The sequence below is a fragment of the Sedimenticola selenatireducens genome (assembly GCF_007625115.1).
Taxonomy (GTDB): Bacteria; Pseudomonadota; Gammaproteobacteria; order Chromatiales; family Chromatiaceae; genus Sedimenticola; species Sedimenticola selenatireducens_A.
Genome location: NZ_VMNH01000022.1, coordinates 29,849 through 43,528 on the forward strand (window position 1 = coordinate 29,849; position 13,680 = coordinate 43,528).

Annotated in this window: 11 protein-coding genes; 8 read left to right on the forward strand and 3 right to left on the reverse strand. The window is 54.2% G+C overall.

What is annotated here, in order from left to right:
- Positions 1-227 precede the first annotated feature (227 nt).
- Genes FHP88_RS14360 through FHP88_RS14370 form a run of 3 tightly spaced genes read left to right on the forward strand, consistent with a single transcriptional unit; the run spans position 228 to position 5,373 of the window.
- Entirely contained in the window at positions 228-836 is a 609-nt protein-coding gene (locus FHP88_RS14360; protein WP_144359785.1) for a TetR/AcrR family transcriptional regulator, read from the forward strand.
- A complete protein-coding gene (locus FHP88_RS14365; RefSeq protein ID WP_186297739.1) occupies positions 833-2,278 on the forward strand; it encodes an efflux RND transporter periplasmic adaptor subunit in 1,446 nt (481 codons plus the stop codon). Before FHP88_RS14360 ends, FHP88_RS14365 begins: the two co-directional genes overlap by 4 nt.
- The gene (locus FHP88_RS14370) at positions 2,275-5,373 is read left to right on the forward strand and encodes an efflux RND transporter permease subunit (RefSeq protein WP_144359786.1); all 3,099 of its coding nucleotides are present in this window, start codon (positions 2,275-2,277) and stop codon (positions 5,371-5,373) included. Before FHP88_RS14365 ends, FHP88_RS14370 begins: the two co-directional genes overlap by 4 nt.
- A gap of 133 nt (positions 5,374-5,506) precedes the next feature.
- On the opposite strand, the gene FHP88_RS14375 is transcribed toward FHP88_RS14370, so the two are convergent.
- Together FHP88_RS14375 and FHP88_RS14380 are read right to left on the reverse strand one after the other, a co-directional pair.
- Positions 5,507-6,160, reverse strand: a complete 654-nt coding sequence (locus FHP88_RS14375) for a cytochrome b/b6 domain-containing protein (protein WP_144359787.1) — start codon at positions 6,158-6,160, stop codon at positions 5,507-5,509.
- Positions 6,153-7,775, reverse strand: a complete 1,623-nt coding sequence (locus FHP88_RS14380; RefSeq protein ID WP_260843323.1) for a tetrathionate reductase family octaheme c-type cytochrome — start codon at positions 7,773-7,775, stop codon at positions 6,153-6,155. Before FHP88_RS14380 ends, FHP88_RS14375 begins: the two co-directional genes overlap by 8 nt.
- A 586-nt stretch (positions 7,776-8,361) precedes the next feature.
- On the opposite strand from FHP88_RS14380, the gene FHP88_RS14385 reads away from it, so the two are divergent.
- The 4 genes from FHP88_RS14385 to FHP88_RS14400 are packed head-to-tail and all read left to right on the forward strand — an operon-like array spanning position 8,362 to position 10,525.
- The gene (locus FHP88_RS14385; RefSeq protein ID WP_144359789.1) at positions 8,362-9,321 is read left to right on the forward strand and encodes an SLAC1 anion channel family protein; all 960 of its coding nucleotides are present in this window, start codon (positions 8,362-8,364) and stop codon (positions 9,319-9,321) included.
- A 23-nt stretch (positions 9,322-9,344) separates the two neighbouring features.
- The gene (locus FHP88_RS14390; protein WP_144359790.1) at positions 9,345-9,746 is read left to right on the forward strand and encodes a DUF6858 family protein; all 402 of its coding nucleotides are present in this window, start codon (positions 9,345-9,347) and stop codon (positions 9,744-9,746) included.
- 10 nt (positions 9,747-9,756) lie between these two features.
- Complete coding sequence (locus FHP88_RS14395; protein ID WP_144359791.1) at positions 9,757-10,101, forward strand: NifB/NifX family molybdenum-iron cluster-binding protein; 345 nt, start codon at positions 9,757-9,759, stop codon at positions 10,099-10,101.
- Positions 10,088-10,525: a hypothetical protein gene (locus FHP88_RS14400; RefSeq protein ID WP_144359792.1), complete on the forward strand. Its 438-nt coding sequence runs from the start codon at positions 10,088-10,090 to the stop codon at positions 10,523-10,525. Before FHP88_RS14395 ends, FHP88_RS14400 begins: the two co-directional genes overlap by 14 nt.
- A gap of 203 nt (positions 10,526-10,728) precedes the next feature.
- On the opposite strand, the gene FHP88_RS14410 is transcribed toward FHP88_RS14400, so the two are convergent.
- Complete coding sequence (locus FHP88_RS14410) at positions 10,729-11,967, reverse strand: ATP-binding protein (protein ID WP_144359793.1); 1,239 nt, start codon at positions 11,965-11,967, stop codon at positions 10,729-10,731.
- Between the two features lie 621 nt (positions 11,968-12,588).
- On the opposite strand from FHP88_RS14410, the gene FHP88_RS14420 reads away from it, so the two are divergent.
- The gene (locus tag FHP88_RS14420) at positions 12,589-13,680 is read left to right on the forward strand and encodes an efflux RND transporter periplasmic adaptor subunit (protein ID WP_144359795.1); all 1,092 of its coding nucleotides are present in this window, start codon (positions 12,589-12,591) and stop codon (positions 13,678-13,680) included.

Consider the following 13,680-nt stretch of genomic DNA (forward strand, 5'->3'; position numbering starts at 1 on the left):
TTGGGAGGCTTCACCTTCGACATGCAACCCAGGGGGGCGTAAATCTTGTAGTAATGTCCCCGTCACCGATCGATTTCCCTGCTCGCCTCAAACAGTGGGCAGTGTTGGTTTTTGCTTGTTGATTCCGCCCCTCCGCTTATGTGGCGTCCTCCAATCGTAACGTAATGTCTTGACTGTTAGTCTCAAATGAGTAAGATAGTAATAACTTACTTACTTTGTAATTGATGATGAAAAAACACCCAAAGCACCTGTCAGCCGATGAGCGCCGTGCTGCCACAGTCGACGCGGTAGTAGAGCTGGCCGCCGAACAGAATCCCAGTGAGATCACGACAACGGCCATCGCCAAACACATGGGCGTGACCCAAGGCGCCTTGTTCAAGCACTTCCCTACCAAGGATGCCATCCTGCAGGCGGTTATGGAGTTTGTGGCGAACCGTCTGCTCTCCCGTGTGGACAAGGCTGCCCGCACGGCACCCTCGCAGGTCGCAGCCATCGAGGCGATTTTCATGGCCCATGTCGAGTTTGTCGTCGAAAACCCGGGAGTCCCGCGCATGATGTTCGGGGAGTTGCAGCACGCCAAGCTGACAGCGCCCAAGCGCATCGTGCAGACGCTCGTTCGCCGCTATGGCGAACGTCTTCATCGGATTATCGAAGAGGGGAAAGCCGAGGGTGAGTTATCGGCATCATTAGATACCAGTGCTGCCGCAACCCTGTTCATTGGCACGATTCAGGGGCTGGTCATGCAGTCAATGCTCGCAGGTGACGTTGAGCAGGTGCGTAAGGATGCGCCGAGGGTCTTTGAGATATTTCTTCGCGGGATACGGAGCGGGCAATGAAAAAGTTATTACGCAAGGCAGTTGTACTGCCCCTGATCGTGGTGGTTGCCCTGGCCCTTGTGATATACAAGGTGAAATCGAAGGCGCCGGTAGAGCATGAAGTGCTGCAGTTTCCAACCCGGGCGGTAGAGGTGGTCAGGCTGAAACCGTTGCCATTTCGTGCACGCGCCATCGCCTACGGAAATGTGGAACCGTCGGTTCTGTTAAAGGCGAAAGCTGAGGTCGCGGGAAAGATCAGCTATATACATCCCGGGCTGGAAAAAGGCGGGAGTCTCTCCAAGGGTACTCTGGTCATGCGTATTGAGCCTACCGCCTATGAATTTTCGTTGGATCAGAAAAAAGCGGCCTTGGTGGGCAGCCAGTCCAGCCTGACACAATTGGAGGCTGAAGAGGTATCCACACGCAGCGCCCTGCGTCTGGCTGAGAAGAACCTCCAGGTTGGGGAGAAGGAACTTAACCGCCTGCTTGCGATCTGGGACAAGAAGCTGATTGCGCGCTCTGTGGTCGACGCTGAGGAGCAGAAAGTACTGCAGTTGCAACAGCAGATCGAGGATCTGCAGGGCAAGCTGGCGAGTTATGAGAGCAGAAAGGCCAGCAGCAAGGCACAGATAGAGCAGTCGGAGTCACAACTTGCACAGAGTGAAGATACCCTGGGGCGAACAGAAATACGTCTGCCTTTTGATGCCAGGGTTGGCCAGGTCTTTGTCGAAGAGGGGGAGTTCACCTCGGTCGGCGGTGTCCTGTTCGAGGCGCTTGGGACGCACTCGGTTGAGATCAATGCGCAGATTCCCACCCGTCAACTCAGTCCCTTGCTGATTGCGTCCGGTACTGAATCGATCAATATGCGACAACCCGAGGAACTGCAGTCGAGACTTTCGCAAATGCAGTTAAAGGTCCATGTCAGCCTGGTGGGGTATGACGGCGATGTACCCAGATGGGAGGGTAATCTGTTGCGTGTTGGTGAATCAATTGATCCCGTGCGTGACACCATTGGCTTGGTGGTCGCTGTTGATAAGCCCTATGACGGGGTAATTCCAGGCAAACGACCACCACTGCTTAAAGGGATGTACGCGATGGTGGAACTCTATTCGCCGGTGCAGAAGTTGTTGGTTATTCCCAGAAGGGCGATGCACCAAGGGCGGGTCTATGTTGCCAACAGCGAGAATCGATTGGAGATTCATGAGATCACCGTCCTGTATAAACAGGGTGATCTGGTTGTGATTGAAGCGGGACTCAATGAAGGCGACCGGGTTATCGTTACGGATGTCATTCCTGTTATGGAAGGATTGCCTGTCGCTCCCATTGTGGCGGAGGAGTATGAGCGTGAATTGGCGGAAGCGGCTTTGGGTGAGGACCGCGTTACGGCCTTGATTGAAGGGAGTGGGGCGGATAAGCATCAGTCGATGCCTTCCCCTAAGACGGTTGAAGGCGGTGCGGAATGATCCGCTTTTTTGCTGCACACCCGACTATCGGCAATATTTTGATGATGGCGATCATCGCCATGGGGCTGGTCTCCGTGGGTGGTCTCAACAAGGAGTCCTTTCCTCTGCTCAAGCCGAGCAAGGTACAGGTGACGGTCGCCTATCCCGGCGCCAGTCCTGCGGATGTTGAGGACGGAATCTGCAACCCGCTGGAAGATGCAACCGATGGCATCAGTTTCCTGATTGAGCAGGAGTGTGATGCCCGGGACAATATCGCTATTGTCACCCTTGAGATGCACGAGACTGGGGATATTCGTCAGTTCACCGACGATGTCAGAAGTGCTGTCGATGGCATCAGTAACTTTCCGGAAAACTCGGAAGAACCGATCATCACCCAACTGGGAAGAATCAATCCGGTCGCCAATATTGCGATCACCTCAGATAACCTGACCCACTCAGAATTGAAAGCACTGGCCGAGTTTTATCGAGACCGACTGGTGGCGATGCCCGAGATACCGATTGTGACGATCGACGGCTTTTCTACCCATCAGCTGCAGGTACGGCTTCGTCCCGATACCCTGAAAAAATACAATCTGAGTGCTGAAAGTGTCGCCGGACTGATTGCGTCACAGGCGCTGGAGTTGCCGGCTGGCCTCGTGGAGGCCACGGAAACTTCTTATCAGATAAGGTTTGATAATCTCAGAAAGAGTATTGATGAGCTCGCAGATCTGGTGGTGATCAACACCCGGGACGGGGGTGAAATAAAGCTGGGTGACATCGCCGTTCTAGAGGATCGCTTTGACAAACCGGAAGAGCGAATCGAACTCAACGGGAAGCCGGCGGCACTGCTCAAGGTGAGTAAGAATACCATCGACGATACACTGAAAGTGGCTGATGCGCTGTTGCAGTTTGTCGAAAGGGAAAACAGTATCCTGCCACCGAGTACCCGTTTGACCGTGATGAATGACAACTCTACTTCGGTGCGCGATCGGCTGAAGCTTTTGCTAACCAATAGTTGGCAAGGCCTGTTGCTGGCAACCACTATGCTGCTGCTGTTTTTTTCCTGGCGCTATACCCTCTGGATTGCCCTGGGCCTGCCGGTCTCTTTTCTCGGTGGTGTCGCGTTAATGTCGATGTTTGGTATCAGTATCAATATGATATCTATGGTCGCTCTGTTGATGGCTATCGGTATCCTGATGGATGATGCCATCGTCCTTTCAGAGAACATCGATCACGAATACCGCAAGGGAAAAAAACCCCTGGAGGCGGCCATTGACGGGACGAAAAAGGTGGTCCGGGGTGTTTTTTCCTCCTTTCTCACCTCTGCCTTCCTGTTCGGAAGCCTGTTGATGATGAAAGGAGATATGGGGCAGATACTGGGCGTTCTGCCTGTGGTCCTGCTTTCGGTGCTTACCATCAGCCTGATCGAGGCGTTTTTGATCCTGCCTCACCATCTGAAACATTCGCTGGAACACGGTCATGACAAGACGCCGCCAAAATGGCGCCTTGTTTTTGAAGCGCAGTTTGATCGTCTGCGTCACGCCATCTCCCGGGCTGCAAAAGGGGCGATGGCATTTCGTTATCTCACTGTGGGTGCCGCACTCTCCGCGCTGATTCTCTCAGTTGGTCTGATCGCAACCGGCACTGTCAAGTTCAAGGCCTTTCCGGATCTTGAAGGAAATAATGTCGAAGCCAGAGTTTTGCTCTCTCAAGGGACCCCACTGGAAAAAACTGAACAGGTGGTTACCACACTGCTTGGCGCACTGGATAAAACCAATCTACAGTTGAGCGAGTTGGAATCCGAAACACTGGTAAAGAATATTCAGGTCTCATACGGTGAGCACGGCGATGTACCCGAAACCGGTCCTCACTTAGCTACTTTGAGCGTCGACATTCTTACCACCGAGCAGCGTCATACCACCATGGCGGGTTTGATTCGGAGTTGGAAAGAGAATGCCGGGGTACTGCCCGATGTGCTGAATATCCAGTACAAGGAGCCGAAAGTGGGCGCCGCTGGCCGGGCGATACATATTCGCCTTGGTGGCGATGACCTCAAGCAGCTATCCCGGGCTTCCTGGGATCTTCAGAACTGGCTCAGAGGGTATGCCGGGGTGACCAATCTCCTGGACGACCTGCGCCCGGGGTTGCCGCAATACAGCATCCGGCTCAAGCCGGGAGCGCTGGCCAAAGGTATCGATTCCCGTTCTATTGCATCGCAACTTCGCTCGGCCTACCTTGAGGCAAAGATCAGTGAGATCTATCGGGGACGTGAATCCTATGAGATAGTCGCCCGGCTGGATAGCCCCAAACAACAGGCGCTGCGTGATTTTGATGACTTCACGGTGTTTTCAAAAAGTGGTGAGGCACTTCCCCTGAGCAGTGTTGCCACGATTACTGAAACCCGTGACTTCTCACGGATAGGGCATGTCAATCATCTGCGCACGGTCAATATTTACGGAGACGTCGATGCGGATGTTGCCAATACATCCGAGGTGATTGCCAATCTGCAGGATAGCTTTCTTGAGACCTTGCTGGCGCGCTACCCCGGTGTCGCCGTCACCTTCAAGGGAGAAGTAGAAAACGGTACGGAGACCAAGCTATCGATTCTCTCCGGTTTTGGTCTGGGCGCATTCGCTGTGTTCCTGTTACTGAGCCTTCAATTCGGAAATTATCGTGAACCGTTGATCGTGATGATCACAATCCCACTGGCTCTGATAGGTTCCATCTGGGGCCATTTCATCATGGGTTTAGACTTTACCCTGCCGAGCATGATCGGCTTTGTCTCACTAGCAGGTATCGTGGTAAACGACTCCATTCTGCTAGTTGAGTTCATCAAGTATCGGGTGGCCGAGGGCAGCTCTTTTCACCGGGCTGCGCAGCAAGCAGTGTTCGACCGTTCGCGTGCCATCTTTCTGACCTCGGTGACCACCGTTGCCGGAATGACGCCGTTGCTGTTCGAGACCAGTTCACAGGCGTTGATACTGGTTCCGCTGGTCACCAGCATTGTATTTGGAATGCTGACATCCACGGTATTGATCATGCTGGTACTGCCTGCGATGTACGCCATCATGGAGGATGTGGGTTTTGTTAATATGTCAGTGCCAGTATCCGACTGATTTTCATTTCAGTGGTGCGGTATACCCACTGGAGAGGAGCAACATTGGAAATACGTAGATCACGCGGTATTTGGATCTGGGCAATTTCAATAATCGAGATCGGTTTCAGTCTGCTGACCATCAAGGCGGACGTTCATCGCAGTCGTCCGGGTTCGTCGCTTGCCAGATAGGCCTCCTCCTCGGTCGTTAGGTCGACGGTATCGAATCCGGTGATCATCGGACGGACATGGGCGCGGAACGATCCGCCGACCGTCAGCAGGTAGACATGCGCCACGATGAAAGCGGCAATGGCGAAGGCCGTGAGGCTGTGCAGGTTCGCTACAACTGGGAGCCATACGGCTACTTCCGGGATCGCGCCCCACAGGTTATAGGTCAGATACATTAGCCCGGTGATCCAGATCGCCGGGAATAGTGCAACCTTCAGTGCCAGATACGTCAGCGCCTGAAGAGGGTTGTGCTTGCGCCAGTAAGCTTTGCGGTAGGGATGATGTTCGCCCCTGAAGATGCCGTAGGCATAGAAGCGCGCGACCTTGCCGAGCCCTTTGGTGGTCGGTACGTAGTGCCGCCAGGTGCCAGTCGTCAGGTGCCAGAAGATCGCGAAGACCCAGAGCACCATCAGCGCCGTAGCAGCTCCAATATGTAACATGAAGGCTGCGCCGAAAGGCAGTCCGCCGATGAGTCCGGAAACCCTTAGCCCCGAAGCCATCAGTGTGAAGATCAGCGCGACCTGCGTCCAGTGCCAGAACCGCTCGAAGCGTGGATAGATCTTGACCTTGCGTTCAGTCATAGCGTGCTCCTTTTCGGCCGATCAGCCGCAAGAGGCTGTGCCCTGCCACGCCCACTACCGCGAGTGCCAGAAGGATCAGTCCCGCCGTCCCGCCTGGCCCCATCGGATTAGCTCCCGGTATGTAGACGCCTGAGAGATTGGCGAGTCTACCGTTCTTTGCATGGCAGGCGTTACAGTTGAGTGCCCTATCAGCTGGCGCGACCATGTGGGTGATAGGCCAGTACATATAGGTATCGACGAAGCCGAATTTGCCTGAATAAGGCTCGCCCACGTAATCCATTGCGGCCTTGATCGACTTATCCCAGTTGAAATTCGTCCAGAAGGCGGATGTCGTGTCGGGACCGTAGGTGTGGGTATAGACTAGTTTGGCAAGCTCGCTGTCATAGGCCTGTCGTCCCGCCATCTGCTTGAAAGGCCAGATACGGGAATTTGAATCGGAGGCGGAGCCCTTGATCCGGTTAATTTCGACCGTCTGTGCTGGGTCGATAGTCGTGAGGCCGGTCGTGTATTCGACCTGTCCGTTGAACCAGGCGTAATAGGGTCTGACGTTTTCGTCCCATTTGAACGTGCCTTTGGTGGAGAGATACGTGTGTAATTTCCTGCCGTCCGACTGGGTATGTTCGTCCAGCATGATCGGCTTGCCGTTTTCGAGTCGGCCGGCGGTGGACCAGTCCCATGATGTCTTGGTGGCTACGCCGCCGCGGGCAAATTCGGGGATGTGGCATGTCTGGCAGGCAATTCGGTCGGTATGGTCATTCAGCTTCATGCCGATTAGCGTGCTTTGATGGGGCGTTGAAGAATGGCAGCTTTCACAGGTTGCCACGTCGCGGCGCTGGCCAGGCAGGCCTGTGCCACCGGTGTCCCTAGCAAGGACGCTGTAGCGTGACCCTGCTACTTGGTGACGGTCGCTGACATGACAGGAGGCACAGGTGAAGTTCTGGCCATCGGACGACATGTGGACATCGACCTCCTTTGTAGGATCGTAGAGCGCCGATGACAGGTCTCCGTGTTTAACGTTGTCGCCTCCGCCGCCGAAGAAATGGCAATTGCCACAATTGTCGCGCCCCGGCAGGCCGACGGATTGTGCAGCCTTAGTCAGATCCACCGCCCATGCCTTCTTGCCCGTGATGGTCTTTGCGCCGGGGGAGACCGGGTCTAGTGGGGGGTGACCCGCGAGATTGTCTTGCTTGGTGTACTGCCCCGAGCGGTCGTGGCAAACGAGGCAATCCACCCGTGTAGGGTCGGCCGGCGTGGCGACGCGGATATCTTCCCAACCGTAGCCAGCATGGCAAGATGTGCAGCGGGTCTCGTTCGCCGCGACATTGCCGCAGAAAGCGTTGAGCACGTTGCGTTTGCCGAGACGCTGTCCGGTATCGGGATTGGTGTAGTCCCAACTGTAATGCAACGTGTGCATTATTTGATCGCTCGCCTCGGTATGGCATTCCAGGCAAGCGGCCGTCACTTCGGGGCCGGATGTGAATTCGCGCATCAGGGGTTCCAGCTTGCTGTGGTCAGTCGTGCTGTCCGGGCCGGAAAGAGGCGGGGTGTTCTGCTGCGCCAGGGTCACCTGGCCCATAAGTAAGGCAGAAATGAGGATTGAAGCAAGATTGAACATATTTCGCATGCTGTCTTACTGTATCCTTTTAGAATTGAAGTACCTGCACCGCAATGAGCGCGATCACGATCCATACGCCCATTCGGATGATCATCGTAAGACCATGCGCGTCTGATTGACGCCTTCAGTGTCACCCAGAAGTGAAAGCCGTCGAGAACGGCGGGCCCTTATGCTCCAGAAATCAATTCAGTGATATTTAACTATAGAAACCGTTCGCTTACAATCATGGCTGACTCACTTGCTTGATGACATTTGAATATATCGCCTCACTCTTAATTTCTTGTTTTTGCAGAGAATACTGTGCCAATCAAAGGTATTAGTGGCAATAATCGAGAGATCATCTGATTGGTCTTCTAGCTGTTCTCCAGATTCTTCTAACATTGCGGTCGTGATGTAGTAATACACCACAGGGTTAGTCGTACCTAAATGGGATTGTCAGTGGGGCTTCATATCGGCTTTGTCGCTTGTGGGGAGCGATTCGATAAGCCAATCGCTCAGGTTGGTGTGCATTGCGAACTATCAATGCTTAGTTGGTCGTTATTATCATAGTATGGCACTAGGTTATTTGGTTCCCCAGGAGTTTGCCATGCTGCCAGCGTCTCGCCTTCAACACTTTCCGGTCGCCTTCTTCTCCATGATCATGGGCCTGTCCGGCCTGAGCATCGCCTGGGACAAGGCTCACACTGTTCTCATTCCCGATCTCGACTTGGGAGCGGTACTCGGCCTGTTGACCGGCATCGTCTTCCTGGCCTTGGCGTTGGCCTATGCGGCCAAGCTGATGCGCTTTCGTACCGCCGTGGTAGCGGAACTACACCATCCCATCAAGCTGAATTTCTATCCGACTATCTCCATTAGCCTGATCCTGCTCTCCATCGTCAGCCTGGAACGTGCTCCCGCGCTGGCCCAAGGGCTCTGGCTGGTGGGCACCGGCCTGCATCTGGTCTTGACTCTCTATGTAATGAGCGTGTGGATACACCACAAGCATTTCCGTATCGAGCACATGAACCCCGCCTGGTTCATTCCCGTAGTGGGTAATGCGCTGGTGCCCATTACCGGTTGCGGTCTGGGTTTCGATGAACTGTCCTGGTTCTTCTTCAGCATCGGCGTGGTATTCTGGCTGGTGTTGATGACCATCTTCTTCAACCGGGTATTCTTCCACGAACCGCTGCCGGAGAAGTTGATGCCCACTTTCTTTATCCTCATCGCACCACCAGCGGTCGCTTTTCTCGCTTACATGAAGCTGCAACATGCCGAGTTGGATGTGTTTGCCCGCATCCTCTACTACAGTGGGCTGTTTCTGACGCTGCTGCTGCTCACCCAGGTCGGCCGTTTTGCCCGGCTGAACTTCTCACTGTCCTGGTGGGCCTATTCCTTCCCGCTATCGGCCATCACCGTGGCCACCCTGGTCATGGCGCAGGTAACCGGGCAGCCGTTTTTCACTGGGCTTGGCTGGGTACTGTTGGGCTTGCTGAGTGTCGTGGTGGCCTATCTGGTTCTGCGTACCACCAGGGCCGTCATGGTCGGCAAAATCTGCCAACCTGAATGAATATTTAAATGAGTAGGCAAACCATGAAACAGACTCTCTTACAAGAAAAATACCCGATCCTCGATCTCGAAATCCCCAAGGTAGAGACCACGCTCGATAGCGTGGGGGCGATTATCGGTTATCTCAAAAATTGCATCGAGGCGCATCCGGTCGCACGCTACATCGCCACATTTGACCACTACGATCATACCGCTTCTTTAGACGACGGGGAGATTGCCGAGACTATCCTGGCCGCACAGAACATCGTCTTCTGTTTTGGTACTAAATTGCCCAGCGCCCATGTGATGGCAGTGCGTCCGCGCTCCATCGGTGTCACTGAAATAGCCGACCGCTTCATCATTAGTTTTATGGAGGCCCCCATGCCTATGGCCAACCAGGCTATGGAAGAATGGGTGAAGACAATTCCCGATAAACAGGACGATTAGGAGACAAATCATGAAAATAGGCGTCACCAGCCAGAACTGGCGCACCATCACCGGCCACGCGGGAAAAGCGCGCCGGGTCCTGGTGTATTCACCCGGAGCGGATGGCTATCCCGTGGAGGTTCAACGCATCGACTTGCCCAAGGAGATGAGCATGCACGAGTACCACGGCGAGGATCATCCATTCTACGCCCTGGATGCGTTGATCACCGCTGGTTGTGGCAACGGCTTTGTAAAGCGCATGGCCGGGTATGGTGTGGATGTGTTCGTGACCTCCATGAGTGATCCTGCAGCTGCCGCAGCCGACCTGTTGGCAGGCAAACCGCTACCGCCTCCGCAGCCCCATGGTCACGATTGAGCCAACCAGGGACCGCTTTACCCGCAACTACCTCATCTTTCTGGGCGTCCTCGGTGGCCTGTTGCTCGCCTGGTGGTTGCCGACTCTCGATCCCCGGGTCTGGGGCCTCAACGACCAGTTGGCGACCGACCCAGAGCTGGCCGTATATAGCTACAGATTTCGGGTTCAGTCCATCGATAATGGCGTGGCGCGGGTCTACAGCCCACGCTCCACGCGCATCCCGGCGTTGCGCTTCCTGGCCATCGTTGAGCCACGCTTGCGCGGCCGCCACGCGAACGATCCTCAGGTCATCGCAGCCCAGCGCAAACTGGGTAAAGTACAAGGACGGGCACGCGAAATCGTCTTGTTCCACCCTGGAGTGAGTCGCCTGGTCTGGGTGGAGGACATTGACTGGTATGCCAGGCGGGGAATAGTGATACCCTAACCACACAAATGCCGGATGTCCCAAGGAGCAGGGCCAGAAAAAGCCTAATGGGCCTTCATTGACGCTGCTAAACCTAGTCGCGGTAAAGGGGCTTGACGTATTGGCCTAGGAAAGTAACCACGTTGCTAAAGATTATTTTTGAAGAAATTTCTGAAGATGGTATTTTTTGGAGCTCGGCCAAGTAGGCGTATTGATGACTGCTTTTAGGAGCCCCAGAGTGTGGACAGAGGAGCAGCCCATAGGTTGCTACCCAGAGGCATTGTTTCATCACCATCGTACAGCAACACACCTGCTGTGAACTGATCACCAGCCAGACTGGCGAGTTTTTTCAATCCACGCAGATCTTGTTCTTTGACAGTGGCAGAGGCTTTTACTTCGACGCCTACCAGTTGTCTTGCGCTGTTCTCAATCACCACATCAACTTCATACTTGTCCGCATCCCGGTAGTACAGTAGCCGATAATCATCATCAGAGGTTGCCGTGTGTTTGAGCAATTCACTGAAGACAAAGCTCTCCAGAATGTGCCCGTAGCCTGTTTTGTCCAACTCAATATCTTTGTGGCCAATGTTGGTGAGCGCGCCCAACAAACCGGAATCGATGAACTGAAGCTTTGGGGTCTTGACCACGCGTTTCAAGCGATTGCGTGCCCATACGTCAATACGTTTCAGCAGGTACATATGTTCAAATACACTGATGTAGCGAGAGACCGTCTTGCCATCGAGACCGACTTGACCGCCTAACTCGGAGTAGTTGCACATCTGACCAGCGGTCTGCGCCAGTGCGCGTAGAAAGCGTGGCAACTGATCCAGTTTATCGATTTCGGCGACATCGCGGACGTCGCGTTGAAGAATGGCATTGATGTACTGCCGTGCCCAGGTAGTACGTCGTTTTTCCGTTGGTCTCGCAACTGCTTCCGGGTATCCTCCACGTAGAACGCGCTCTACCAGATTGCTGCCGAGTACAGGGGGATTCGATATCAGGATTTCTCCGACAAAAACGCGATCTATCCAGTTAGCTGGTCTGTTCTCGATTTCACTCTGTGATAGGGGTAAAAGCATCAAGGTTTCCATGCGCCCGGCCAGCGAGTCGGCAACCGTGGGTAGCGCCATCAGATTGGCCGAGCCAGTGATCAGAAACCGCCCCGGGCGACGATCCTCGTCAACGCTTTTCTTGATAGCCAGAAGCAACTCGGGCGCACGCTGGATTTCATCGATGACGGCGCGATCCAGATTGCGAATCATGCCGACCGGGTCTTCACGCGCTGACAACAATGTCAGTTCATCATCCAGGGTCAGGTAGTGCAGTCCCCGTTCAGCGATTTTGCGTACCAGGGTCGTTTTGCCAGCCTGGCGTGGCCCGGCAAGTAAAACCACGGGTGTATCCTGCAAAGCCTCATCAATTCGTGGTTCAATCCAACGTGGATACAGGGATGGTGTATTCATAGCGAAACAATATCGTAAATTGCGGAATGTTTCAACGTAAATAATGGAATAAGAAGGCGTAAAACAAGGAAATATAGAGGCGTGTGCGAACTATACCAATCGGGAAAGGGTTGGGGAGTGCCGGAAATCAATCGGCACATTTCGAGCATTTTGAAGCATTTTCTGAGCATGGTATTTTTCATGGTATTTCCAATTAGAAGGAAAATAAGCCATTGAATATAAGAGATAAAAATGGCTCGTTTACAATCGAGTGGGAGTGGCCGGTACCGGTAGGCACTGTCTGCGCTGATTGGCATTAATTTGATTTGATATCGATACCGCGTGAATCTGGGCTATGCCTCTGAAATGCGAGGTATGCTAATGCGCCGACCAGTGCCAAACTCACGCAATTGGCGCACAAAATAGCCAACAGGGTGGTCGTTTCCTTGGACCTCAAAGGAGATTGCTGGGAGCGTGACGCGGAAAACAGCTGATTGGTCTCAGTGGCAGTGGACAGTGAACTGATGATTCAATGGCTGGGGTTTGGTGATCCCGCAATTCTTAGCCATTGACCCGTCTGATTCGATAGGATAGCTTCGTTCGATCTGAGCTTCAGAAATCAGCGGCGGGTAGATCATTGCAATGCGTGGGCCTTATCACTCGGGGCTTGTAGGAGCCTTAATAGTTACCCTCTTGGGTGTCGCCTATCTCTTCCTGCAACAGGGTGCAGAAGCACCACTCTCTCTGCATTCAGCCAATGCTGCTAGCGCACCGGCTGAGAAGGTCGTATCGGTCGAGGCTGTGCAAGTTTCCGTCGATACAGTGCTCGAAACCATCCATGCGGTCGCTTCCTTGAAGCCAAACGAGGCGGTCGTTGTATCGCCGGAAATTGCCGGGCGCATTGCACGCATGCCGTTTGCCGAAGGTGACAAGGTTGAAGCGGGTGCGGTCTTGGTTGAACTTGATTTTACCATCCTGCAAGCGGAATTGAGTAAGGCGCAGTCTGAACTGGCCCTTGCCGAAACAAACCGAAATAGGATGATGTCCCTTGCAAAGCAGGGTACTGGCTCGTTCCGTGAGCGTGACGAGGCGGTCGCTGCCTATCAGTCGGCTCAAGCGAACCTTGCCCTTGCCAAGGCGCGGCTAGAGAAATCGACGATTACGGCACCTTTCTCGGGTGTGATCGGGGTGCGTTCGGTGAGTATTGGGGCCTATGTCAGTCCAGGTCACCACATCGTGGAACTCGTTGATATTGATCCGATCAAGGTGGATTTTCGAGTGCCGGAACTCGCCCTCCCTAGCTTACAGCCGGGCCAATTCGTTCGCGTCACCGTCGATGCCCTGCCGGGTCAGGTTTTTGATGGTGAGGTCTACGTTATCGATCCCATCGTGGATGCAAACGGGCGCGCTATTCGACTGCGTGCCCAAATACCGAATCCTAACGGTCGGTTGTCTCCGGGGCTGTTCGCCCGAGTGCAGATTGTCGTCGAGCGGCGCGAAAATGCATTGCTGATTCCTGAGCCAGCGGTATTTGCGGACGGCCAGGCACGTTATGTCTACCGGATTGTGGATGGACGTGCAGTGCAGACGGAGATTGAGCTGGGCCAGCGCCAACCGGGCTTTGTCGAAGTACGCAGCGGAGTGGATCGCGATACCGTCGTTGTCACGGCCGGACACCAGCAGATCAGGGACGGTAGCCGGGTAACAATCGTTAAGCCCCGCGCTGGTACTTGA

Coding starts and splice junctions, on each gene's coding strand:
- FHP88_RS14370 (WP_144359786.1), top strand. CDS start 2,275: ATGATCCGCTTTTTTGCTGCACACCCGACTATCGGCAATATTTTGATG.
- FHP88_RS14380 (WP_260843323.1), bottom strand. CDS start 7,775: ATGTTCAATCTTGCTTCAATCCTCATTTCTGCCTTACTTATGGGCCAG.
- FHP88_RS14365 (WP_186297739.1), top strand. CDS start 833: ATGAAAAAGTTATTACGCAAGGCAGTTGTACTGCCCCTGATCGTGGTG.
- FHP88_RS14420 (WP_144359795.1), top strand. CDS start 12,589: ATGCGTGGGCCTTATCACTCGGGGCTTGTAGGAGCCTTAATAGTTACC.
- FHP88_RS14410 (WP_144359793.1), bottom strand. CDS start 11,967: ATGAATACACCATCCCTGTATCCACGTTGGATTGAACCACGAATTGAT.
- FHP88_RS14360 (WP_144359785.1), top strand. CDS start 228: ATGAAAAAACACCCAAAGCACCTGTCAGCCGATGAGCGCCGTGCTGCC.
- FHP88_RS14400 (WP_144359792.1), top strand. CDS start 10,088: ATGGTCACGATTGAGCCAACCAGGGACCGCTTTACCCGCAACTACCTC.
- FHP88_RS14385 (WP_144359789.1), top strand. CDS start 8,362: ATGCTGCCAGCGTCTCGCCTTCAACACTTTCCGGTCGCCTTCTTCTCC.
- FHP88_RS14390 (WP_144359790.1), top strand. CDS start 9,345: ATGAAACAGACTCTCTTACAAGAAAAATACCCGATCCTCGATCTCGAA.
- FHP88_RS14395 (WP_144359791.1), top strand. CDS start 9,757: ATGAAAATAGGCGTCACCAGCCAGAACTGGCGCACCATCACCGGCCAC.
- FHP88_RS14375 (WP_144359787.1), bottom strand. CDS start 6,160: ATGACTGAACGCAAGGTCAAGATCTATCCACGCTTCGAGCGGTTCTGG.